The organism is Labilithrix luteola (genome assembly GCF_001263205.1).
Classification (GTDB): domain Bacteria; phylum Myxococcota_A; class Polyangia; order Polyangiales; family Polyangiaceae; genus Labilithrix; species Labilithrix luteola.
The window spans coordinates 4872710-4896700 of the sequence record NZ_CP012333.1; the positions used below are offsets into that span (position 1 = coordinate 4872710).

The 23991-nt window shown below is 67.0% G+C and carries 19 protein-coding genes; 11 read left to right on the top strand and 8 right to left on the bottom strand.

Annotated features, from left to right (window positions below):
• Nucleotides 1–3: 3 nt before the first annotated feature.
• The 6 genes from xseB to AKJ09_RS21675 form a co-directional block, all read right to left on the bottom strand.
• Complete coding sequence (xseB, locus tag AKJ09_RS21650) at nucleotides 4–315, bottom strand: exodeoxyribonuclease VII small subunit (RefSeq protein ID WP_146649110.1); 312 nt, start codon at nucleotides 313–315, stop codon at nucleotides 4–6.
• Entirely contained in the window at nucleotides 312–2453 is a 2142-nt protein-coding gene (locus tag AKJ09_RS21655; protein ID WP_169927731.1) for a HEAT repeat domain-containing protein, read from the bottom strand. The genes xseB and AKJ09_RS21655 overlap by 4 nt, the downstream gene beginning before the upstream one ends.
• Nucleotides 2450–4285: a thrombospondin type 3 repeat-containing protein gene (locus tag AKJ09_RS21660; protein ID WP_146649112.1), complete on the bottom strand. Its 1836-nt coding sequence runs from the start codon at nucleotides 4283–4285 to the stop codon at nucleotides 2450–2452. Before AKJ09_RS21660 ends, AKJ09_RS21655 begins: the two co-directional genes overlap by 4 nt.
• A gap of 80 nt (nucleotides 4286–4365) precedes the next feature.
• Entirely contained in the window at nucleotides 4366–5094 is a 729-nt protein-coding gene (ribA, locus tag AKJ09_RS21665; RefSeq protein ID WP_146649113.1) for a GTP cyclohydrolase II, read from the bottom strand.
• A gap of 238 nt (nucleotides 5095–5332) precedes the next feature.
• Nucleotides 5333–6367 carry a DNA polymerase III subunit delta gene (gene holA, locus AKJ09_RS21670; protein WP_146649114.1) on the bottom strand — a complete coding sequence of 345 codons (1035 nt, stop codon included), beginning with the start codon at nucleotides 6365–6367 and terminating at the stop codon, nucleotides 5333–5335.
• 15 nt (nucleotides 6368–6382) lie between these two features.
• The gene (locus AKJ09_RS21675; RefSeq protein ID WP_240488960.1) at nucleotides 6383–7234 is read right to left on the bottom strand and encodes an MYXO-CTERM sorting domain-containing protein; all 852 of its coding nucleotides are present in this window, start codon (nucleotides 7232–7234) and stop codon (nucleotides 6383–6385) included.
• Nucleotides 7235–7565: 331 nt separating this feature from the next.
• Between AKJ09_RS21675 and AKJ09_RS21680 the strand changes: the two genes are divergently transcribed.
• The 6 genes from AKJ09_RS21680 (at nucleotide 7566) to AKJ09_RS21705 (ending at nucleotide 16689) form a co-directional block, all read left to right on the top strand.
• Nucleotides 7566–9200, top strand: a complete 1635-nt coding sequence (locus AKJ09_RS21680) for a serine/threonine protein kinase (RefSeq protein ID WP_146649116.1) — start codon at nucleotides 7566–7568, stop codon at nucleotides 9198–9200.
• Nucleotides 9201–9274: 74 nt separating this feature from the next.
• Nucleotides 9275–11827 carry a TonB-dependent receptor domain-containing protein gene (locus AKJ09_RS21685; RefSeq protein ID WP_169927732.1) on the top strand — a complete coding sequence of 851 codons (2553 nt, stop codon included), beginning with the start codon at nucleotides 9275–9277 and terminating at the stop codon, nucleotides 11825–11827.
• 16 nt (nucleotides 11828–11843) lie between these two features.
• Nucleotides 11844–13529 (top strand): hypothetical protein, encoded by a 1686-nt coding sequence (locus tag AKJ09_RS21690; protein WP_146649118.1) that lies wholly within the window; start codon nucleotides 11844–11846, stop codon nucleotides 13527–13529.
• A complete protein-coding gene (locus AKJ09_RS21695) occupies nucleotides 13514–14458 on the top strand; it encodes a bifunctional riboflavin kinase/FAD synthetase (protein ID WP_146649119.1) in 945 nt (314 codons plus the stop codon). Before AKJ09_RS21690 ends, AKJ09_RS21695 begins: the two co-directional genes overlap by 16 nt.
• A 32-nt stretch (nucleotides 14459–14490) precedes the next feature.
• Nucleotides 14491–15639 (top strand): tetratricopeptide repeat protein, encoded by a 1149-nt coding sequence (locus AKJ09_RS21700; RefSeq protein ID WP_146649120.1) that lies wholly within the window; start codon nucleotides 14491–14493, stop codon nucleotides 15637–15639.
• 3 nt (nucleotides 15640–15642) lie between these two features.
• Nucleotides 15643–16689, top strand: coding sequence for an ankyrin repeat domain-containing protein (locus tag AKJ09_RS21705; protein WP_146649121.1), 1047 nt, complete (start codon nucleotides 15643–15645; stop codon nucleotides 16687–16689).
• Here the strand turns inward: AKJ09_RS21705 and AKJ09_RS21710 are convergent.
• The gene (locus AKJ09_RS21710; RefSeq protein ID WP_146649122.1) at nucleotides 16655–17311 is read right to left on the bottom strand and encodes a hypothetical protein; all 657 of its coding nucleotides are present in this window, start codon (nucleotides 17309–17311) and stop codon (nucleotides 16655–16657) included. The genes AKJ09_RS21705 and AKJ09_RS21710 overlap by 35 nt on opposite strands.
• 171 nt (nucleotides 17312–17482) lie before the next feature.
• Here AKJ09_RS21710 and AKJ09_RS21715 point away from each other — a divergent pair, with 171 nt between their 5' ends.
• Nucleotides 17483–17977, top strand: coding sequence for a VOC family protein (locus AKJ09_RS21715; protein ID WP_146649123.1), 495 nt, complete (start codon nucleotides 17483–17485; stop codon nucleotides 17975–17977).
• Between the two features lie 37 nt (nucleotides 17978–18014).
• Here the strand turns inward: AKJ09_RS21715 and AKJ09_RS21720 are convergent, their stop codons facing one another.
• Complete coding sequence (locus AKJ09_RS21720; protein ID WP_240488550.1) at nucleotides 18015–19709, bottom strand: acyl-CoA dehydrogenase family protein; 1695 nt, start codon at nucleotides 19707–19709, stop codon at nucleotides 18015–18017.
• A gap of 610 nt (nucleotides 19710–20319) precedes the next feature.
• Between AKJ09_RS21720 and AKJ09_RS53180 the strand changes: the two genes are divergently transcribed.
• The 4 genes from AKJ09_RS53180 to AKJ09_RS21740 all read left to right on the top strand — a co-directional run bounded on the left by AKJ09_RS53180 (nucleotide 20320) and on the right by AKJ09_RS21740 (nucleotide 23978).
• Nucleotides 20320–20733, top strand: coding sequence for a MarR family winged helix-turn-helix transcriptional regulator (locus AKJ09_RS53180; RefSeq protein WP_169927733.1), 414 nt, complete (start codon nucleotides 20320–20322; stop codon nucleotides 20731–20733).
• A gap of 321 nt (nucleotides 20734–21054) precedes the next feature.
• Entirely contained in the window at nucleotides 21055–21915 is an 861-nt protein-coding gene (folP, locus tag AKJ09_RS21730; RefSeq protein WP_205633761.1) for a dihydropteroate synthase, read from the top strand.
• On the top strand, nucleotides 21915–23048 hold the full coding sequence (cdaA, locus tag AKJ09_RS21735; protein ID WP_146649127.1) for a diadenylate cyclase CdaA: 1134 nt from the start codon (nucleotides 21915–21917) through the stop codon (nucleotides 23046–23048). Before folP ends, cdaA begins: the two co-directional genes overlap by 1 nt.
• 6 nt (nucleotides 23049–23054) lie before the next feature.
• Nucleotides 23055–23978 (top strand): CdaR family protein, encoded by a 924-nt coding sequence (locus AKJ09_RS21740; RefSeq protein WP_146649128.1) that lies wholly within the window; start codon nucleotides 23055–23057, stop codon nucleotides 23976–23978.
• Nucleotides 23979–23991: the final 13 nt, after the last annotated feature.

The following is a 23991-nucleotide window of genomic DNA, read 5'->3' on the forward strand; positions in this document are numbered from 1 at the left end:
CGGTCAGTCTTCGCGATCGCCGCGTGTGTCGAACGGCGTGGTTCGCGGCCGACCATCCCGATCGAGTCCGAGGAGCTCTTCGACCCGCTTCTGGGCACCTTCGAGCTTGTCTTGCGAGGTGCGTGAGAGGCGCACGCCTTCTTCGAACAGGCGCAGCGACTCCTCGAGCGGGAGCTCGCCGCGCTCGAGCGTCTGGACGATCTCCGAAAGGCGCTTGATGGCGTCCTCGAACGTCGGGCCCTGCGTACCGCCCGAGCCTCCGCCCGAGACTACAGAAGCGACGGCAGGGTTCTGTTTCGAGTCGGGGGAGCTCATCGCGGCTTAGCCTCGTACGAAGGGAGGCGCGGTGCAAGCACGAGCCTCGCCTCGCCAGGCGGCAAGCCGGGCAGCACGGCGAAGCCGTCGTCGTCGAACGCGATGGGCACGGCCACGCCGTTGGCATCGACGATCGAGCCCACGAAGGCGCTGTTCGGAGCTCCGCCGTTTTCGTTCTGGAGACGGAGCCACGCAACGTCGCTCGAAGACGCGGCTCCGAACGGCGCGGTGACTCCGGCCAAGGCGCGCGCCGCGGCGAGGCGCGTTGGTCCGTCGGGGTCGAGCGTTGCGGCCATCTCGAGGGTGCGCTGTCGCGAAGGGGAGCTCTTGTCGTTCGTGCGCGCGGCGAACGCCGAGACGATGGCCCGGCGGACGTTCACATCCGTCTCATACGCGTAGGCGGATGCGAGGAGACTCGAGGCGTCTTCGAGTGGAGCCGCGCCGATCCCACGCGCCGTGTGCGCGCGAACGACCGGATCCCGATCGCCGAGCAGCGTCGTGACCTTCGGTTCGAGGCTCTCGTCGGCACGGCGAGCCAGTGCGTAGGCCGCGAGCGGAGCGTCGGCGCCGCCGCTCTGGGCTCGGTCGACGAGCGACAGCGTCTTGACCCGACCCTTCGCATCTCCGCCGCGAAGGCCCGCGGCGAGCACCTGTTGCGTGAGCGGATCGGCTTCCAGCGCCAGGTGCGCGAGCAGCGCGCGATCGGATTCGGGCGAGGGCCGCGCCGCACTTCCCATCGCCGCGGCTCGCCTCACGCGCGCATCCTGGTCACCGAGGAACGTTTCGACCCCGGCGTCGCCGAGGGCAACCCGCGCGAAGGCTCCGAGGGCGCGTTCACGTCCGTCCTTCGAACGGGCGAGGCCGAACACGAATGCGTCGGCATCACGCGAACGATCCCCGCGAAGCAGCGCACGGACGACATACGCGCGAACACCGAGCGCCCGCTCTTTCCCGCCGACCAGGTCCGCCGTGAGCCCCGCGGCATTCGGCGCCGGAGAGCGCGCGAGCGCGAGTGCCGCTTCGTAGCCGAACGACGGATCAGCGAGCAACGCGGGCGCGGCAAGAGCCGTCGCCGCCGCGGGATCCGACGAGCGCCCGAGCGCACGGATGCAAGCTGCACGTATCTGGCGATCGGGATGGACCGCCGCGCGCGCGGCGAGGAGCTTCGTGATCTCCGGTCCGTGCACGCGCTCGGCGAGGCGTGCCCCCATCGCCGTGGTGGCTTCGTCTTCGATGAGCGCGGTAACGGCCTTGAAGCGCTCGGGCGCACCGAGCGTGACGAGCGATTCGGCGGCGGCGTTGCGCAATCGCGTGTCCGGCTCGGCCAGAGCCGCCCGTGCAATGGAGACGGCGCGCTGATCCCCCAGCTCGGCGAGGGCCTGAATGGCCGCCGCGCGCGTGACGACGTCGCTCGAGCGCGTTGCGGAATGGAGAAACTCGATCGCGCGAAGGTCGCCGAGCTGCGCGAGCAGTTGCACCGTCGCCGGCGACACGTTCGCGCCTGGCGAGCCGAAAAAGCCCGGGTCGCGAGGAGGCGAGCGCAGGATGGCATTCGTGGCCGCGGCCTGTCCGACGCCGACGCTGCGTGCGACGGCATAGAGCTGCTCGAGCGCGCGGTCGGCACTCGAACGGGCGAGGCCAATGGCGGCGATCTGACGGGCGAGCTCGGTCCGAACGACCGGATCCCCTTCGACATCGGCCGTGAGATCTCCCGCGCGTACCTGGGGCGGGCGCCGCGACGCGGTCGTCGTACCGCCGGTCACGATCGCGAGCAGCCCCGCCCGCGCGCGTTCGTGATCCGTGAAGCGCGAGAGCGCGCGTGCCAGGTCGACGAGGGCGCGCGGATCACCGCGCATCGTACCCGTGGTGGACGACCCTTCCGCGAGCTGCGCGAGGAGAGCCACCGCTTCCGGAGTTCCCACGGCCGCTGCGCGCTGGATGCCGCGCAAACGTTCGTCGGGATCGGTCGACCGAAGGAGCCGTGCGGCGTAGTCGATGCCGACGCGTGCCCGCAGGTTGGTGGGCACGCCGTTCGAGGAGCGCTCGGCGTTCGCCGGTGTGCTCCGCGACTGCGCGTTGCTCGCCTGCGCGCAGGCGACGACCGTCACGAAGACGAGGGCCGCCGCGCCTGCCCTCATGGCGTGGGGTTCACCAGGATGAGGAAGCCGAGGTTTCCGTCGGCCTGGGCCAGCTTCTTCACCGCGTCCCATCCAACGGTCTCGGCCACGCCGTCACGGTGCGAGAGCGAAGCGACCTCGCGAACGACGGCGAACGAGCGGCCGAGCGCATCGAGCTGGGCCTTCGTCGCGTCGCCGGCGCCTGGTTTGGCGCCTACGGCCAGCGTCCAATTGCGGTGCTGATTGAGCTGCGCGGCGAGCGCGTGCACGATCGGGAGGCTTGCCGGATCGACCTCCGGATCCTCCGCGGTGCCGACGATCTTGATGGGCTTCGACAAGCGGATGTTGCGCTTGGCGTCGATGGTGACGAGCGGCGTGCCGCCCTCGTCCGGGCAACCGTCTTCGTCAGTGATGCCGTTCCAGACCTCGGCCTGATCGGGACACTTGTCGACTTCGTTGTCGAAGGTGTCGCCGTCGCGATCGGGATTGGGGCAGCCCGTGGTGACCGGATCACTCCAGCGATCGCACTTCTTCTCGGGCACGACGGGGGCGACGACCTTCTCTTCCGGACACCCGTTCTTCTTCGGATCGTCCGAGGCCACGCCTTTGACCTGCGGGCAAGCGTCGACGGAGTCTTCGATGCCGTCGTTGTCTTGATCGGGGATCGGGCATCCGTTCTTCTTGGGATCCTTCGACTCCACGCCGGGGACGTTCGGACAGGCGTCTTCCTTGTCGAGGATGCCGTCTTCGTCGTTGTCGATGTCCGGGCAGCCGTCCGAGTCCTCGAAGCCATCCTTGTCTTCGGGGATCTCCGGGCATCCGTCGACGTCGTCTTTGACTCCGTCGTGATCCATGTCGTGCTCGCGGGGAGCCCAGCCGATGCTCGCGATCGCGCGCACGATCGGCACGCCGACGGCCTGGTTCAGCCCGAAATCGGCGCCGAAGAGCAGGTAGGTGTCACGGTAGTGACCGAGCTCGATGCGATCGCTCGCGGAGATCATCAGAGGCGAGAGCGCCGCGCTGCCCGGGTCGCCGGTTCCGAACGGACCGACTGGGCCGGCCGGGAGCCAGCCGTGCATGGCGACCTCCCAGCGCTGTCGATTGCCTGGGTCGACGCCGAGCACGCCCGGCCGGAAACCCAAGCCGAAGGTCCACGGGATCTCGTCGCCGAAGCGATAGCCGCCGACTTCCTGGGCAGGCCACGTCCGGTGCTCGGTGCGGAGCTTGTAGCCGATGCTCGCTTGGACGGCCGCGACGAGAAGGGTGTATTCTGCAAGAACGCGAACGCTGGCCGTGACGGCGCCTTCGCCGGCGAAGCTCGACTTGTTGCCGGTGGGAAGGCTGACGAGGCCGAGGCCGGCGAGACCGAAGCCGCCGCCCTCGTTGCGAATCAGCGTGCCCTTCACCGTGAGACCGAGGTCACCGATGGTGGTGTGCGGGACCTGCGATTCGTTGGAAACGGTGGGCGGAAGATCCGACGAGCCCGTCTGGTAGAGGAGGACGGGGAGGGTGGCGCCGATTGCCAGGCGCTGGCCGATGCCCAGGTTGACGACCGGATCGACGCCGAAGACGTGCGAGACCGGACGGAATGCGACGTCGTCGGTTCCCGCGCGACGGAGCGTGACCGGCTGGAGCGAGTAGTGCGTGTAAGCGCCGATCGACACGACGCCCGGGCCGGGCGTGATCGCCGGTTCGATGACGAGGGATGCGTTCGGGTCGGTCGACGGACGCCACGTGCGCGCATCGATCGACGGCGTCTGACCCTCGGCCTGGGCTTCGCCCGCGGACGTGAGCGTCAGCGCAGCCCAGGAGACCGCAGAGACCGCAAAAAGAGCTCGAATCGAATGCGCCATCGTCTCCGCCCAACAGTACGCGAGCGCGCCGGGGGCGGTCTACTGCGGTGTCCTACGTGTCTCCCGTCCGGGCAACGCGGCTATTCGGCTTCGCCCTGGCTGATCGCCTGGAGGACCGGATCGGTCGCCGTGATGGCCGCGGAAGCAGCGCCACGTGTGGGCAGCTCATGCGCCATGCGGGTTCGCTTGGTCTCGAGGTAGCCGCGCGAAAACGGGTTCGGCGGAACGATGACCGGGAGGCGACCGATGACGGTCACACCGAGCGCGCCGAGGCCTTCGACCTTGGCCGGGTTGTTGGTCATCAGCAGAACGCTCTGCACGCCGAAGTGCGCGAGCATGTCGGCGGCGGCGTGGTACTCGCGCGCATCGTCGGGCAGACCGAGCATGCGGTTGGCGTCGACGGTGTCCGCGCCCTGCGATTGAAGATCGTAGGCGCGAATCTTGTTGGCGAGACCGATGCCTCGGCCTTCCTGGCGGAGATAGAGGACGGCACCTGCACCGCGCCGCGCGACTTCGGCGAGGGCGGCGTCGAGTTGCTCTTTGCAATCGCACTTGAGCGAACCGAAGACCTCGCTCGTCATGCATTCCGAGTGGATGCGCACCGGCACGGAGGCTCCGCCCTGGATGTCGCCATAGACGAGCGCGACGTGCTCTTTCATGCACGCCCCGTCTCCGGGCTCAGTCGTGCGAAACACGTGCGTCCGGAACTGGCCGAAGCGTGTGGGCAGATCCGCCGAGGCGATCCACTCCGTTCGACCAGTCTCACTCTGAAGTGTCTGAGGCCGGATCACCCTCTCGGGGACGTGCATCTCATTTCTCCTGAAAATTCCGTCTACTTCCGTACCGTTGTCACTGTTTCGACGCCGATCAAGCTCGACCTTCATCGAGCTTTTTTCGACGCGAAGCCTTCGAAAACCTAAGGCCGTCGGGGCGTTCTGTCATCCATGAGGTCGGCGCGCAAGTCCCGCTGCGGCGGAGCTGCAACACCTGCGTTCGCGTTCTCTCCTGGCCATTGGATGAACGAAGCGGGCGAAACGTTCCCACGCTTCAGGCAGCACGGCGGCAGAGCCGGGTGAACATGTCCTCGAGGATGGCGTCGGCCGGGCGGCGTGAGCTCTTCAGGGCGAGGTCGGTCTCCTGAACGACGAGGAGCCAACGTTCGAGCTCGCGGGGCCGAAACGCCTTGAGCTTCTGTGCGTGCTCTCGTGCCCGGAAGGCTGGGTAGATCCCCGCCCGTCGCGCGGCTTCGTCGAGGCTCGCGCCCTGGCCGAGCGCGGATTCGAGCTTGAGAAGCTGGCGGAGCGACCACGCGATGGCGCCGACGAGAGGCAGGCCCCGATCACGAGGATCGTAGACGTCGGCGAAGAGGGCGAGGACCTTGCCCAGGTCTTTCGTGCTCGCCGCGTCGACGAGCTTCCAGGTGTCGGCGAGGCGCACGCGGGTCACGTTCACCGAAACGGCCTCCTCGGTGATCGGGGCGTTCGGGCCGACGTAGAGCGACAGGCGCTCGAGCACGTCGTCGAGATAGGAGAGGTCGGGACCGGCGATCTCCGCGATGAGCTGGGCGACGTCGTCGGCGATCTCGTGGCCTTTGCCCTTCGCACGCGACCGGATCCAACCGGGGAGCTTGGAGCCGTCGACCGTGGCGCAGTCGACGACGAAGCCGGCCTTTTTGGCCATCGTCACGAGCTTGCGCCGTCCGTCGAGCTTCTGCGCGACGAGCACGAGGCAGGTCGAATCGATCGGGGCCTTGGCGTACTCGGCGATCTTGTCGAGCGGTGGCAGGGCCTTGCCTTCGTCGGTGGCCTCGGCGGTGCCGTCCCAGCGCTCCAGGCCGCGCACGAGCACGACGCGCTTCTTCGCCATCATCGGCACGGTGCGCGTCGCGCCGAGGATCTTGTCGACGTCGACTTCGCCGGCCGTGAACTTGTCGAGGTTGAACTCGGCGAGGCCGCCGGCGAGCGCCGCTTTCGTGATCGCCTCGAGCGCCTGATCGCGCAGGAGGCGCTCTTCACCCATCAAAAGCCAAACCGGGAGCAGTTCCCCACTCCCGGCTCGCTTGATCGCCTCTTCGGGCGTCATGACGTGGCTACTCTACTACGCGCGACGACGGCGTGCCGCTACCAAACCAAGACCAGCGAGAGGCGCGAGCCACGCGAGATGGCTGAGCGGCGAGCTCTCCGAGGAGCCGGGGATCGAGCAACCACAACCGTGCGGGCGCTCCTTGATCTCCTCCTCGTTCGTCTTCTCGAAGCCTTCCTTCGGGATGAAGGGCTGGGCCTCGCCACTCGCCTGGACTTCGCCGTTGCCGCCGGCCGAAGCAGGCGCGTCGTCACCGGCGTTCTTCGCGGCGGGAGCGCCGGCGTCGTAGCCGTCGACCTTCTTGATCGGCTTTTCCTTGGCGTTGAACGTCATCGCGCGGCGATCGACAACCTCGTTGTCGCCCTTGAGCGTGAGGTTCTGCGTGCCGCCGATGGTGGCGCCGTCGGACGTCTTCACTTCGACCTTGTACTCGCCGGCCTCGTAGCCGCGCGCACGCGTGAGACCGAAGTCGAAGCGCGTGCCCTTGAAGATCTTGCCGCTCGGATCGGCGAAGTCGACGTCGAGGCTCTCGACCGACGGCGTCTGGTTCTGGAGCGCCTGACGGTTGAGGACCGGGCCTTCGTGGCCGTCGATGAGGGAGCGCTCGTAGGCCACCGTCTTGGTGAAGAGGAACTTCATCGACTGGTGGGCGATCGGGGGCGCCTTGGGCAGCTCGAGCGTCACGTAGATGTGCCAGGCGCCGGAGACCTCGTTGACCTCGGTCGTCTTCAGCTTGAACACGCCGGCTGCGCGGGCGTCCGAAGCGAAGAGCACGACGAAGGCAAAGAGCGCCAGGCTCGCGAGGGAGCGGGCAAGCTTGCCGGCGGATTTGCCTAGAGGAGCCGAAATGGAGACGGGGCTTCGCATCACGGGGCGAGACGGTACCCGAACTGAGCGCATCGATCAGGCTTTTTGCCCGTCGAGACGGGCTGAGGATGCGTCGAGCCCTCGTTCGTTCAGCGCGGCCCGGGCCCGAACGACTCGAACCGGGGGGCGCCGGTGACCGAACGATCCACCCGGGCTGTGACTTTGCAATTTGCCGGTCGTCGGCGGGTCGTACCTCCGTGCATCGTCACCGATCGCAAAGAGACGCGGAAACGTTGCCGGGGGCGTTTGACACAACCGCGAACGGAGGGCACACTTCTCCCACCTTCACCCCCATTGCGACATCCTACCGATTTCGGGAGCATCCGTCGAAATGTCCGAGTCCGCGGCCGCGAGCAAGTCAGGGGCACCAGACCCCTTGATCGGTCGCGTCATCGCCGACCGCTTCAAGATCGTGCAGCTCATCGCGCGCGGCGGGATGGGGAAGGTCTACGCCGCCGAGCAAGCGCCGCTCGGGCGCATCTGCGCGGTGAAGGTTCTCAACCCGAACTACACGGGTGACGCCGATCCCGAGTTCCATCGCCGCTTCTTCCGCGAGGCGAGCATCACGTCGAAGATCACGCACCCGAACTCGGTGACGATCTTCGATTACGGCAAGACCGACGACGACATTTACTACATGGCGATGGAGTTTCTGGAAGGCCAGACGCTCCATCAGGCGCTCCGCGAAGTTCGCGTGATGCCCGAAGACCGCGTCGGTCGTATCGCCGTCCAGATCTGCCGCGCGCTTCGCGAGGCGCATCTTCTCGAGGTCATTCATCGCGACCTCAAGCCGGCGAACATCTTCCTCACCAAGCACGGTGACGACGAAGACTTCGTGAAGGTGCTCGACTTCGGACTCGTGAAGCAGCTCTCGGAGAGACCCGAAGAGCAGCTCACGCAGACCGGCCTCTTCATGGGCTCGCCGAAGTACATGGCGCCCGAGCAGATCCAGGGCGGGCATGTCGATGCCCGCACCGACGTCTACTCGCTCGGCATCATGATGTACGAGATGCTCACGGGGAAGGTCCCGTTCGAGCGCGCCACCAGCGTCAACATTCTGATGGCGCACGTCGGCGAGGCGCCCCCGCCGATGCGCGAGGTCAACCCGCACCTCGTCTGCTCACCGGCCTTCGAAGAGCTGGTGATGCGCTGCATCGCGAAGGATCCCAACCAGCGTCTTCACTCGATGGAAGACGTGCTGCAGAACATCAGGCGCGTGCACGGCGTGGCCATGACCGGCCAGCTCTCGGCGGTATCGCTGAGCGGCGCCTACGCGCATCTGAGCTCGGTGCCGCCGCCGGTGAATTCGAGCAGCGCCTCGGGCCTGCCGGCCGGGAGCGGTTCGCATACGCCGCCGGGCGTGCATCGTCCGAGTGTGCCCGCCGAGACGCTCTTCGAAGAGGCGCCGAGGCCTCGCTCGCGCGTCTTGTGGGTGCTCGGTGGCGTGATCGGGGCGGCCGCCATTGGTGGACTCCTCGGCATGATTGCCTTCCACGTGACGTCGCCAGCGAAGGTGACGAATGCCGCGAGCGCTCCGGTGAACACGGTCGCTCCGGCGATCCAGCCCGGCGCCGCGGGCGCGTCTTTGCCTTCGGTTCAGGCCACGACGCCCGTGGAGACGTTGCCCTCGGTGAGCTCTACCGCAACGCGTGATCGCGTCGTGACGGTGACGAGCGATCCGCCGGGTGCCTCGGTCCGCGAAGGCAACACCGAGCTCTGTGCATCGACGCCGTGTCAGCTCTCGTTCAAGGGCGAGGCGGACGGTGGCAAGGAGCACAGAGTGCTCGTCTCCAAACTTGGCTATCGCGTCGAGCTTCGCTCCGTCGGTGCGAAAGACGATTCGCTGGCGGTGAAGCTCGTTCGCGCTACCGGTGGAGCACCGGCGCGTCCGGTGGCTCCGAGCAAACCGACCGAAGCGCCGGCCGAGAACGGCACGCCGAACGGCTTCAAGGATCTTCCGTACTGAGCCGTCTCGTCTTCGACTCGCCGCCCTGATCCGTCGCGCGAGTCGAGCGTCCGGTGTGTTAGCCTCCCATGCCCGTGCCGCCTTCCGGGACCAAGCGATCGCGCGTGATGCAGGTTGGCGCGCGCGCGACCGCTCGTGAGTCACGACTCCGGAGAACGATCGGCGCGCTGCTCGTCGCGTCCGCCGCGCTCTTCGGTGTCACGCACTCCACGCCAGCCTTCGCCGACGCGCGAACCGAAGCGCGAACGCACTTCAAGAAGGGCATGGATGCCATCTCGGCGGGCCGCTACGACGACGGCATCGCGGAGCTGCAGAAGGCCTACGAGCTCCTTCCGCATCCGAACGTCCTCTTCAACATCGGTCGTGCCTACGCCGAGTCCGGTGAGCTCGAACAGGCCGTCGTCTATTATCGGAAGTACCTCGAGGGAAATCCGCCGGACAAAGACGAGATCGCGCAGGTGGTGAAGAACCTCGAGGCGCGCATCAAACGTCAGCAGCTCGCGCGCGACGCGGCGCTCTCCGCTCCTCCCACGCCGACGCCGAACACGCCTGCACCGGTCACGCCGGCCCCGGCACCTGCGCCCGTCACGCCGGCTGCGCCCGTGCCGGAGACGAGCGACATCGGCGCGGCGCGCACCGAAGACGTCTTCGCGGAGAGCATCGTCACCGCGTCGAAGGGCACGCAGAGTCCGCTCGACGCCGCGAACTCCACGTCGATCATCACCGAGCAGGACATTCGCCTCTCGGGCATCACGAAGATCCCCGAGCTGCTTCGTCGTCTCGCCGGCCTCGACATCATGGAGGTGACGGGCTCGCAGACCGAAGTGAGCATCCGCGGATTCAACCAGCGTCTCTCGAACAAGACGCTCGTCCTCGTCGACGGCCGCAGCGTCTATGCCGACATTCTCGGCGCGACCGTCTGGCAGACGTTGTCGATCGGTGTCGAAGACATCCAACGCATCGAGGTGGTGCGCGGCCCGGGCTCGTCGCTCTACGGCGCCGACGCCTTCAACGGTGTCGTCAACATCATCACCAAGAAGCCTGGCGAAGGGCGCAACGGCGTCGCCGGCGGTTATGGCTCGCAAGCCACCACGCACGGCAGCCTCTGGGCCTCGGGGCGCGACGGTGACTTCGGTTGGCGCCTCGCCGCCGGCTACGATTACCTGCCTCGCTGGTCGCGCGAGGTCCCCAACGGTCGCGCCGACATCGTCACGGGCGTGGGTGATCAGGTCGAGAGCTCGCGCACCATTCGTCTCGACGCGCGCGGCACACGCCGCCTCGGAAATCTAGGCACGTTCGGCATCGGCGGAGGCCTCTCGCAGGGCTCCGTCGAGATCCTCGCGATCGGTCCGCTGAACGACGTCGTCCTGCCGACCTTCACCGCCACCGACGTCACCTCGTACTTCAACGGCGACAACGTCGACGTCCGCGTCTTCTGGAACCGTCTGCGCGGCACGAGCAGCCTCAACTACGCCTACGTCGGTGAGTCGCTTTCGCCTTCGCACGTCGAGCAGAACATCGTCGACGGCGAGATGGTGCTCAAGTCGAAGATGGCGCTCGGCGGCGGCGTGAAGAACGATCTGCGCGCCGGAGCGGCCTATCGCTACAAGAACGTCGACTGGTCGTATCTCGATCAGCGGCGCATCGAGCATCACTACGCGCTCTTCCTCCACGACGAGCTGAAGATCGCCGAACCGCTCGCGCTCGTTGCCGACTACCGCATCGACTGGGTGCCCTATCTCCAGCGGTTCCAGCAGTCGCCGCGCGGTGCGGTTCTCATCCATCCGAGCAAGCAGTCGACGGTGCGCGCCTCGGTGGCCACCGCGTTCCGCAAGCCGACGTTCCTCGAGTCGTACTTGCAGCTGCCCATCCAGCTGCCGGTCACGGGCGCCGCCCACGTCTCCGAGGGCGTTCGCAGCGAAGATCCCGGGTTCAAGCTCAACGCCGAGCGCATTCTCTCCGCGGAGCTCGGCTACCTGAATCAGGAGAGCGAGTTCTTCGTCGTCGATACCGCGGTCTACTACAACCGCGTTTCGAACCTGATTCAGCTCGCCGACAACCGGCCCATCACCGTGGGCGACATTTCGAGCGCCGGCGCCCAGAACCCCGAGACCGGGCTCTACCCGGTGGCGCTCGGCGGTTGGGACAACCAGTGTCAGGCCTACAACGTCTACGGCGGTGAAGCGGGCGTCCGCACGTTCCCCACCGAAGGCCTCGACGTGTATGCAAACTACACGTTGAACCTCCTCCAGCAGGACAACTCCAACTGCACGGCGGAGCAGCTCTCGCGCATCGTCGACGACCAGCGTACGAGCAAGCACAAGATCAACGCGGGCGTGCAGCTGCGCACCAAGCCCGGGATCGACGGCTCGATCGACTTCCACTACGTCTCGTCCCAAGTTTGGGCCGAGCAGGTCACGAACTTCGTGCGCCAGCAGATCGAGCAGCAGGAGTTCAAGCTCTCCGACTACACGCTGTTCAATGCGCGCATCGGCTATCGGTTCCTCAAGAACCAGGCCGACGTGAGCCTGAGCGGCTTCAACCTGCTCGACGTGAGACACCGTGAGCATCCCTTCGGCCAGCTCGTTGGTCGAAGGGTGATGGGTATGTTCTCGTACCGATTCTGAACGAACTCCGACCCGCATGAAACTTCGCGACGTCTTCTTCGGCTCCGTGCTCCTCGCCACGCTCTTCGTGAGCGGTTCGGCGTGCACCGACGTGCCGATCGACGACGAACGCAACGATCAGCGGCTCGCGCCCGCGCGCGGCGTGATTCGGGGCACGGTCACCTACGTCGGGCCGCGGCCGTGCTCGCGTGACGGGCACATCGTCGGGAATGCGGTCGTGCTCGTGTTCGATCGGAGGAACCCTCCGCCGCCGCAGGGCATCGCATCGTCGGCTGTGAACTTCGTTGCCGTGCCGGGTGATCGCTTGTTTGCCAACGAGCCGCGATCGGTGAGCCAAGGGCTCGTGTGCCCGCCGGACGATACGACGATCACCGCGTCGGTGCCGTTCACCATCGCTCCGCTCGACGGCGGCTCGTACATGGTGCAGGCCTTCTACGATCGGCGCGGCCGCTTCCTGCCCACCTTCAAGTTCCGCAATCAGCCCGAGGCGGGGGACATCGCCGGCGGCTACGTCGATCTGGAAGACGCTCGCAAGAACGCGTCGAATCCGAGCTACCGGCCCGTCTTCCTCCCTGTCGACGTCGGCACGCGCCAAGCGTCGGCGTCGGAGCAGAACCCGATCTTCACCATCGGTCCCGACGGCTACGTGGCCGACAACGTGCCGGTCACCATCGGGACCAAGGTGCCGTTCACGCGTCCGTACTTCTACCCGGAAGGCGCGGATCACATCGGCGGTCGCGAGAACTCCGATGCGAACCTGACGGGCGATCCGCTCGCGGTGCCGATCGTGGCGATGACGCAGGACGCGCAGATCCTCGCGCCGCCCTCCGCGCCGACGCCGGAGACGCTCGCCGCGTATCAGTCGAGCTTCCGCTCCATCAAGCTCTTGTGGGGCGTGCCGGACGAAGAGCGTGACGCAGCGGTAGCGGCTCCTTTCGGTCTGCAGCTGCCGAACGTGACTCCAAGGGGCAAGGGGGGCCTCCTCGTCTTCTCGAGCGGCACTTCCATTCCCGAGAATCCCGCGGTGCCGTCGCTCTGGCCGCAGGTTGCGCTCGTGAAGCTCGCCGACGATCCCAAGCGAAAGAACGATCCGCAGTCGCTCGTCGTGCAGGGCACGCCGGAAGAGTCGAACGTCACCGGCCAACTGCCGAAGCCCGTGGTCGTCCTCCAGGGAATCACGCTGCTCGACGACAGCCTCGCCAAGACGATCGCCGGTCCGGTGCCTTCCGCACCCACAACGGCTGCGCTTCGGGATCACGTCACGGTTCTGTTTCGACCGGCTGTGCTTTGTTTCGACCCGCGGAACATCCAGGCCGGTGGTCTCCTCGTCACGCCGCATCTCGTCGGCCGCAGCGCCGACGCGAGCGAACAAGGCGACAAACCGCTCTTCGACGCGAGCGCCGTGGCCAATCAGCCGCTCGTTCGCGAGGTCCGGCGCGGCTGTTTGCCGAAGGGGCGCTACGCCATCTCCCTCGTGCAGCCTTCAGGTCAAGCGTGGACGGTGCCGAACGAGATTGGCGGCTGTGCGCCGTCGGAGGGTAACGTGACGTCCACGTCGTCCCCCGCATCGTGTTCGACCAAGCCGCGGCCCGTTCTCCTGTCGCAGGGAGCGCGTGCCGTTCTCGAGATCGTCTCCGCAGGTCCCGACGGTGAAGAGACCTGTAGCGACAACCCCGTCCCCGACGAATGTCTTCATCTGTGAGCCAGAACGCAGTAGTCCCCGAGCGAAAGCCCTCGGTCGTCGCCATCGGCAACTTCGACGGCGTGCATCGCGGCCATCAGGCCGTCCTCAAGCAGGCGCGCGCCCTGGCCGATGCGCGCAACCTCGAATGCGTCGTGCTCACGTTCGACCCGCATCCGAGTGTCGTGCTCGGACGGCCGGCGCCCCCGCGCCTCGCGTCGCTCGATCGTCGCGTGGAGCTCCTTCGAGCGAGCGGCGCTTCCGAGGTCGTGATCCAGCCGTTCACGAAAGAGCTCGCTTCGTGGTCGCCCGAACACTTCGTGCGCGATCTGCTCGAAGCGAAGCTCCTCGCGCGCGTGGTCGTCGTCGGCCAGAACTTCCGTTTCGGTCACAAACGCGCCGGTGACTTCGAGACCATGAAGGCGCTCGGCAAGGAGCTCGGCTTCGATGCCGTTGCAGCCGACGTGGCCGGCGATGCCGAGGGCCCCTTTTCCAGCACGCGCGTTCGCGGCGCGATTGGGGCGGGGGAGGTCGTGAAGGCCGCGGAGGTGCTCGGCCGTTCCCATGCGCTCACCGGCGTCGTCGAGCAGGGCGACAAGCTCGGTCGCACGCTCGGGTTCCCGACGGCGAACCTCGGCAGCATCGAGGAGATGCTTCCGCCGCACGGTGTCTACGCGGTCTGGGTCGATCGCATCGACGACGGCGCTCCCAAGGTCGCGCACCGACCGGGTGTGATGAACATCGGCGTTCGGCCCACGGTCGACGGAACGAAGCTCCGCGTGGAGGTCCACCTGCTCGACTTCGAGGGCGATCTCTACGGCGCGACGTTGCGCGTGGAGCTCGTGGAGCGCCTGCGCGGCGAGATGAAGTTCGACGGCCTTCCGGCGCTGCAAGCCCAGATCGCCAAGGACTCGCAACAGGCCGGCGCCATCCTCGCGCGGTCCCGCTGACCCCCGCCCCGATTGGTGCTACCAGAGTGACGATGGACCGCGACGAGCTCGAGGGACTCGACCGCGAAAGCCTGGTGCGACGCGCCGAGGTTGCGGGGATCAGGCGCGCGCGGATCCTGACGCGGCCCGAGCTCATCGACGAGCTGCTCCGACTCGATCCGCGCATGGACGAGATGCAGCTGAAGCGCTCTCGCGGTTTCTTCGGGCGCGCGCGTGACCTTCTCTCGCGCGTCGTGGAGCGAGGGCTGCACCTGCCCGATGCGGCCACGCGCATCCGCTGGACGGGGACGCTGCCGCCGGCCGTTCCGCAATCCGAAACGCAGGCGCTGCCCACGCTCACGCTCGCCGAGATCTACGCGGCGCAAGGCCACAAGCAGCGTGCCATCGAGACGCTCCGTCGCGTGCTCGAGCGCGAGCCGGAGCACGGATCGGCGCAAGCGTTGCTCGCGAGCCTCGAAGACGTGGCGTACGTCGCGCCGGCGCCTCCGTTGCCCCCCGAGCCGGAGGTCGAGCCCGAGCCCGCGCCGCCGCCGGAAGAAGAGGAAGAAGAGGAGCTCGAGGTCGCGGACGCAGAGTCGCCCGGCGACGTGTACGAGGAGGAGGAGACCGAAGCGACGCTGTCCGCCGAGGGCGCGCCGCCTCCAATCGAGGTTCGCGAGGTTGGCGAGATCATCGAAGAGCCCGCGGGGGAACCGGCGGTCGCGAGTGAGAGCGCGCCGGCGATCGAGTCGGACGACTGCGTCGCGCTCCCTCTCGCCAAAGGCGCCATCTACGTGTGGTGGCGCGTTTCCAGGCGCACCGTCGATGCGCTTGCCGAGTCGAGCAGCGCACGTTTCACGCTCCGCGCAGTCGTCGTCGAGCCTTCGTGGGACGGGCCGGTGACCACCATCCACGATCGCGAGGTCGGTGTGGATGCCGGTGAGGCGATCCTCGCCGACCTTCCCGTCGCGGCCGTCGTGCGCGTGGCCGTGGGAATTCTGGAAGCGGCCACCTTCGTGCCGATCGCCCACTCGCCGGCGCTCGAGACAGAGTCTGACGACGACGAAGGCGCCACGAGGCTCGTGCGCTGGACCGTCGAAGGCTCCGTGCCCGTGGCGCTCGACGACCCCGAAGCCCCCGTTTCGCGTGCTCTCGCCGGCGCTCGTCGTGCCGCGCGTGCGGCTCGCGGCGCGCGGGCCTGAGGGATGTCCGAAGATCTGCTGCTTCACGCGCAGCTCGGCAATGCCGATCACATTCGCCACCTCGTCGAAGGTGGAGTGGACCCCAACTGGCGCCGCGAAGACGGCGTGACCACGCTCATGATCGCCGCGCTGACGGGGCGGCTAACCATCATCGAGGCGTTGATCGATGCCGGCGCCACGGTGGATCTGCGCGCGCCCGACGGCATGACCGCCTTGCTCGCCGCCACCGCCTACGCACACACCACGCGCGACTGGTCGGGCATCGAGCTCTTGCTTTCGAAGGGCGCGGATCCGACGCTCGCGAACTCCGAAGGCAACGACGCTCTGATGATGGCGGCGCGGCACGGCCTCGTCGAAGCCGTCATCGCGCTCCTCAAACGCGGCGCCGATCCGAATCGCAAAAACCGCTACGGAACGACGTCGCTGATGCAGGCCGCGCGCGGACACCTCGTCGAGACCGCTCGCGTTCTCTTGCGTGCCGGAGCCGACCGCACGCTCACCGACGAGCGAGGCCTCACCGCATCGACGTACGCGCGAGAGATCGGACGTCCGCCCGAAGAGCTCGCGGCGCTGCTCGCACCGAGCGGGCAGGGGGACGTCAACTCGCGTCAGGTCAGCAAGTTCAGCCACGACGACTTCCGCATCTCGCTGCTCGGAGCGTGGAGCGAGAACGCGACCTCGGCCGGCTGGGAGTTCATCGACGTCTCGGGCCAGCGGCAGATCGACGTCTGCGTCACCCTCCTCGACGAACCTCTCGACGACGACGAGCGCGAGCAAGATCTGGCCGCCCGCATGCGCGAGCACCGCGCCTCGCTGCGCGCGACGAGCCCTTCGAAATGGCGATTCTCCGAAGCGCGCTTGGTGCAGGCGAACGACGCCACCCAGGCTCGTTTCCACGGCTCCTGCAGCGACGTCTTCGCGGCCGTTTGCGTCTACGTTGCCCCCACGAAGACCGTCGCGCTCACCTATCGCGACTTTCGCCCGAACCTCGAGGAGGAGGCGCGGGGCCGTCAGGCTACCGAGAGCGTGGCTTCGTTCCGTCTGAAATGAGCGCCAGACGTTCGCCGTTCTTGTAGCCGCCGAGCACCTTGCGCACGTCGCCTTCGCGCAGGATGTACGTCCACGAATCTTGCTCCACCTCACCGTCGAGGAGCAACCCGAGGTGCAGATGAGGAACGCCGTTGCCGAGGCCGGAGACGCCGATGCGCTCGCCGGCGACGACGTGCTTGCGCACGTGCGCTCCCTCGGGCTGCTCGTGTTCGAGCTTGGATAGATGTGTATAATACATGTGCGTGATGCGCTGATTCCCCCAGGCAATCGGCTCGTCGAGGGCGATGCGCACGCTCAGGGGCGTGTCTTTCCCGCGCGTCCAGAGGGTGTGACCACGCTCGGAATAGTCGAGCGTACCGCTGGCAACCGCGAAGACCTCGAGATGGTCACCGGCGATGTCGAGGCCGGTGTCGCCCTGGTAGCCGCCGAAAATGCCTCCCGGCATCGGACTTCGAAGGGCGGGATTGCGGAGGGCAGGCGAGAGAGGCCTCCCCGCGTCGGCGGTGGTCGGGACGGGTGCGGCAGGGACGGCGACGGCGCCGGCATCCGATGGAGGCGTTGCGGCGGCGGCGGGCATGCATCCGATCACCAAAGCGAGGGCGGCGAGGGAGCGGGCGATCACGTCCGGACGTCGTTCGGCGGCGCGATTCCGTGACACCTGCACGATCGGACGGTCCTGCGATGTCCGCAAAACACGACCGTGACAAACGAGCCGCAGGACGTTCGGCGCTCTTGCGCTGCCGAGAGCTCTCCTCGACCATGCGCACTCGATTCGAGGATCAAGGAGAACGTCATGCCCAACGCGTTTGCGCACATCGAGCTCACGACGAACGACCTTCCGGCGGCGAAGAAGTTCTACAAGTCCGTCTTTGCCTGGAAGCTCTCGGACGTGAAGAGCCCGGCGCCGTACACGATGATCGACGTCGGCACCGGAGTGGGTGGCGGCATGCAGGCGCCTCCGATGCCGGGCGCGCCGACGGGCTGGATGCCCTACGTCGAAGTCGACGACGTGAAGAAGACCGTGGCGAAGGCGGCCAAGGCCGGCGCCAAGATCATGCTCGACTATCACTCGATCGGCGACATGGGCGCGATCGGCGTCTTCACCGATCCGACCGGCTGCATCATCGGTGTGTGGGAAGCGCCGAAGAAGGCGCCTGCGAAGAAGGCCGGTGCGAAGAAGGCGGGAGCCAAGAAGGCAGGCGCCAAGAAGGCGGGAGCCAAGAAGGCGGGAGCCAAGAAGGCCGCCGCCAAGCCTGCGAAGAAGGCGGGTGCGAAGAAGGGGCGCTGAAACGCCCCTCGCGATCGATGGAGGCTCTCCGCAGGCGTCAGAGGACGTCGAGCGGATAGCCTCCGTCGGCGCACGTCTTCTGGGCGATGGCCTTGCGCAGCTCGTCGTCGTTCTCGTCGAACGCGGCGATCTCTTCGGCGAGGCGCTTCTTCGCGGCGGCAACGAAGACGCTCGTGAGATCGATCTCGCGGCGCGCGCCCTCTTCCCCGCGCCGTTCGATGGCCCGCGTGGTGCGCGCGATGACGCTGGCGATGGCGTAGAGATCGATCGCCACGTTGGCCACGCGCTTCTGCGTGTACTGCATCTCGGCGATGTTCTTGCCGTGGCGGCGCAGCACCTTGTCGACGCTTTTGGCGAGATGCGAGGTGTACTCCTCGAAGATCACCGTCTCGCGCGAGAGCACCTGGTGGGCCTTCGACATGCGCTCTCGTCCGAGGGCGCTTCGCGCCTTGCGGATGGCGAAGTCGCTGAGCAAGCCGAAGCCCTTGATGGGCTCGCGCATCGCGCGTGACACCTCTTCGAGCTCGCGCCCCGGGCTCTGCATGCCGGAGAGCGCGATGAAGCAGCGGAGGATCTCGTTGGTGCCCTCGAAAACCATGGGGACGCGCGCATCGCGCAGGAGGCGTTCGTACGGATACGAGCGCGTGTAGCCAAGGCTGCCGGCGATCTGCGCTGCCTCGTTGGCGACCTTCCAGAGCGTCTCGGAGCCGAACACCTTGCAGATGGCACTCTCGATCGTGAAGTCGCTCTGACCGGCGGTGGCGAGCCCCGTCGTCAGGTACGTCATGCTCTCGAGCGCGAATACCGAGGCCGTCATGCGCGCGATCTTGTCGCGAACGAGACCGAACTCGGCGATGCAGCGGCCGAATGCCTTTCGCTCGCCGACGCGGTCGATGCACATCTTGAGGAGGCGCTTCGAAGAGCCCACGCATCCGCTCGCGAGCGAGAGGCGCGCCTGGGTGAGGACCTCCATCGCGACCTTGAAGCCCCGACCGACCTCGCCGAGCACGTGACTTCGCGGCACCTTCACGCGGTCGAACGTGACCGAGGTGGTGTTGGTTCCTCGGACGCCCATCGTCGATTCGTTCGGCCCCGTGCTGAAGCCCTGACCGCGCGGGACGACGAAGGCCGTAAGGCGCGGTTTGGCGCCCTCGTCCTTGGGGGACGTACGTGCGAACACCACGAACACGTCGGCAAAAGCCCCGTTCGTGACCCACGCCTTCTCTCCGGTGATGACGTAGTCGTCGCCCTCGAGATCGGCGCGCGTCTGGATGGCGCCAGCGTCGCTGCCTGCTCCCACCTCGGCGAGGGCGAAAGCCGCCACCGACTCGCCCGTGGCGAGGCGCGGAAGCCAATGGGCTTTGAGCTCGTCCGATGCGAACTGCAGGATGGCGGTTACCGCCAGCGATTCGTGGGCCGCGATCGTGAGCGCGAGCGAGCCGTCGATGGCCGTCAGCTCCTGCATGACACGGGCGTAGGGCGACGGACCGAGTCCTCCGCCACCATGCTCCTTCGGCACCAACCACCCGAATGCGCCGAGCTCCTTGAGGGCGCTCATCGTTTCGGGGCCGATCGCCTCTTCCTTGTCGATGCGCGCCGAATCGACGCCCTTGGCAGAGAACTTCCGCAGCGCATCGAGCACTGCGTGAACCTGGTCCGTTTCGAAGCGGCTCTGCTCCGGATAGGGAAACACGAGGCTCTCGGCGATGACTCCGCCGAAGAGGCTCTTCATGAACGACTCGTCACTCATGCTCTCGATCTCGGGGATTGGCGCTGCGGGAATTGCAGGTTTGTTGGACGGCTAAACGTGCTGCAAATGAGTCAATGTTGGAAACGAAACATCACGAATGCAGTCCTGTGTCTTGACGCATTTCACATTCGGAAGACAGGCGTACCAAACATGAACGGACATGCACGTGAGAGACTGGCGGACTTCATCCTCGCAGAGCTTCTCGATGTTGACCACGCACGTCGCATTCTCGACGCCCCGCGTTGACCGATCCCACGCGCCAGAAGTAGAACGCTAGTCGATGGCCAAAGCTCGCCGCAGCGCCTCGCGTTCGGCTGCTTCCAAGAATGCCGCGGCTGCTTCGAAGCCCGCTGCGAAAGGCATCAGCTCTCGTGGCTCGCGTGACGCGTCGAGCGACATGCCGCGCACGCGCGCTCATGGCGCTCGCGCTGGAGGAGGGGCTCGAGTCGGAGCTCGCAGTGCGTCTCGCGAGGGAGCGCGTGATCCACAGCACGACGGGCCGATTGGAGGAGCTGGCGGACCGACGCTCGACGAGTGCCTCCACATGGGGTTTGCGTGCGCCTGTTTCAACCTCAGGCGTGCTTCGCGTGCTGTGACGCAGCTCTGGGACCTCTACTTCGACGACGTTGGCGTCAAGGCTACGCAGTACACCGTGCTCGCAGCGCTCGCGTACGAAGAGCGGAAGAAGCCGACGGTGACGGATCTTGCCGAGACGTTGGTGCTCGACCAATCGTCGCTCTCGCGCAACCTCGCCGTGCTCGAGCGCGATGGTCTCGTGAGGCTCGTGCCTGGTTCGGATCGCCGCGAGCGCATCGTGCAACTGACCCGCTCCGGAAAGACGGCCGTGCAGAAGGGCTGGCCCGCCTGGCAGAAAGCGCAGGCGGCGATCAAGTCCGCGCTCGGCTCCACGGATCTCGATGCCCATCTGAAAGTGCTTCGGCACCTGACGCGCGCCGCGCTCGATCTGCACGATTCGGCGGTTCGCGAGCGCCCGGGACGGCGCTGAGACACGCGCTCGAGCCTTCGCAGAATTCGTCCTGAAAAGCGCAGAAAACGAGGCATTCCGAAGAGTGGTTCGGAACGGTGGACGTCGTCGTGGACGCGGTCACTCTCGGCGTGCTACGGGTCTCTTGAAGGGCGCGTGTAGGCGTCCGGACACGGCACGAGCTCGTGGACAGGAGTGTGTCGTCGAGCTTTGGTCGTCGAGCTTGGAGTGCTCGGGAGTCGACGAAGGTCGGCCCTCGAAGGAGGCCCTCTAGCCCTCATGGGCGGCGAGTGCATCCACGGAGGGGTCGTGTCGGTAAGGCGTGCGAGGTTCGCAGATGTCGTGAAGACCGCCGTCGCCCGTCGGGGCGTCGCGATCATGGGCGTCTGCAACGTCACGCCAGATTCCTTCAGCGATGGCGGCCGTTATCTCGGTCGAGATGCCGCGCGCGCGCAGGCCGAAGAACTGCTGCGCCAGGGAGCCGACATCGTCGACATCGGGGGTGAGTCCACACGTCCGGGGTCGGAGCCCGTTCCGGCCGCGCTGCAGCTCGAGCGCGTCCTCGACGTCGTGCGTTGGACGGCCGAGCGCGCGTGCGTGTCGATCGACACGACGAGCCCAGCGGTAGCGGCGGCGTGCCTCGATGCGGGCGCGCATGTCGTCAATGATGTCTCTCTCCTCGCCAACGAGGAGCTTGCCAGCGTATGTGCGGGGAGCGGCGCGGCCCTCGTCCTGTCGCACGCTCGCGCTGCACAGTCGAAGATGGATGGCTTCGGTGGGTGGCCGATGTCGGCCTACCAAGACGTCGTCGTCGACGTCCTCGCAGATTGGGAACGGGCGGCTGCACGGGCAGGCGAGCTCGGTGTTCCGCGAGAGGCCCTCGTGATGGACCCGGGGCTCGGCTTCTCGAAGGCCTCGCGTCACAGCTTCGAGCTCCTGCGACGCACGGCCGAGCTCGTGGCCGCGGTCGACGTGCCGGTGCTCGTCGGCGCGAGTCGAAAGTCGTTCCTCACCCTCGTCGATCGCGACGCGAAACCGATGGAACGCGAGGGCGCCTCGCTCGTCGCCGCGCTTCACGCCGCGCGCGCGGGCGCCGCCATCGTGCGCGTCCACGACGTTCGAGCAACCCGCCAGGCGCTCGACATGGAGGTCGTCCTCGGCACCCGTATTGGGCACGCGGGCCCAGATGGGGAGGGCGTCTGATGCTCGAAGGGCTTGGTCATCTCTTCGCGGCGCGACCGCTCGTCCAGGTTCTGGTCGATCTCTTCGACATCCTGATCGTGACGTACGTCGTGTACCGCGCACTGCTCGTGCTCCGCGGTACGCGCGCGATGCAGATGGGCACCGGCCTCGGTGTCATCTTCCTCATCTACGTCGTGGCGAAGTGGGCGGGGCTCGTCACGCTCTTCAATCTGCTCTCGACGCTCCTGTCGTCGATCATCCTCATCGTCGTCGTCGTCTTCCAGAACGACATCCGCCGCGGTCTCATGCGCGTCGGCTCGCGCGCCTTCTTCTCGGGCATCGCCCGCCAGCAGGAGACGCGCGTCATCGACGAGGTCGTCGCCGCAGCCACCGAGCTTGCGCGTCACCGTATGGGCGCGCTCATCTGTTTCGAGCAAGACGCGAACCTCGACGAGTTCGTGGTCGCGCAGGGCACCACCCTCGATTCGTCGGTGCAGCGCGAGCTCCTCGTGAGCCTCTTCATCCCGGAGAGCCTCAACAAGCTCCACGACGGCGCGGTCGTCATCCGCAACCTCCGCATCGCGAAGGCCGGCGTGTTCTTTCCGATGCCGGACACGAAGCTCGTCGACAAGTCGCTCGGCTCGCGTCACCGCGCCGCCCTCGGCATCACCGAAGAGACCGACGCCGTCGTCGTCGTCGTCTCGGAGGAGCGCGGAACGATCAGCTTCTGCTTCAACGGCAACATCGTCCCGAACCTCGATGGCGCTTCGCTCAAGCAGGCGCTGCTCGGCCTCTTCGGTCAGCGCGCGCGTGCGAAGAAGAAGGGCACGGCGGCCGGCAAGCGCAACAGCATGACGAACACGGGATCCTTCCGCATCACGGTCCCGAGCGGCTCGCCCACGTCCAGTCCGCCCGGCTCTCGCAACTCGACCGTCGGCCGCGAGCCGGACACGGTTTCGGGGCGTCTTTCTTCCGTGGGCCGCGAGTCTCCCGAGATCAGCATCGGTCGCACGGGGATCATCCCGCCCGAAGAGTCCGTGCCGATGGGCCGTCTCTCCGAGGCCGGAGCGAGCCGTCCGATGCCTTCTTCGACCATCGAGACGCCGATCCCGATGCCGTCCAGCAATACGCCGCCGCGCCGCGAAGGTGAGTGAGCCGCCATGTGGGAGCGGATCAAGACTGCGCTGACCGAGAACCTGAACCTGAAGCTTCTCAGCTTCGCGTTCGCCCTCGTCCTCTACTCGCTCGTGCACGGCGGCCAAGACGCCCGCCGCTCGATCGTCGTCGACCTCGAAGTTCTGCTGCCGCCCGAGAGCAGCGATCGCGTTCTCGTGGGATCGATCCCGCAGAGCGTGCGTATCTTCGTCCGCGGCTCGAACCAGACCATCGACAACCTCCGCGCGAGCACGGTCTCGGTGCAGATGGACCTGTCGCGAAACCAGCCGTCGCACGTCGTCTTCGAGCCGAAGATGGTGCGCATGCCCGAGGGCGTGAACGTCGAGATCGAGCAGTTCGATCCGGCGTCGATCGACCTCAAGTGGGAGCAGCGCGTCGTTCGCGACGTGCCGATCCAGGTCAGCGTCGTCGGTACACCCGCCGACGGCTTCGTGGTGAAGGGCCCGCTCGTGGCCGAGCCCAAGACGGTCAAGGTGCGCGGGCCGCAGAGCGAGGTCATGGTGCTCCAGCACGTCCGCGCGGACGCCTTCGACGTGCGCGGCCTGACGGAAGGCTCGTACCCGCGCCAGCTCGCGATCGAGAAGCCGAGCGTTCGCCTGAAGCTCGACCCGACCAGCGTGATCGTGACGGCAGACATCACGCGCGAAGTGGCCGAGCGCGTCTTCCAGAAGCTCCCCGTTGCGGTCGTCGGTATTCCGAAGGGCAAGACGCAGCCGGCCGAAGTCGACGTGCGCCTCATCTGTCCGCCCGACATCGTTCGCAGCCTTCGCCCCGAGCAGATCGTCCCGCAGGTCGAGGTCAACTCGAAGGACCTCTCGGGCAGCGAATCGCTGCCGGTTCACGTCCGCATGGACCGCTGCGACGCTTACACGGTGCCCCGCGAGGTCATCACTCGCTGGGGCCCGTGACGCGTAGACGGCG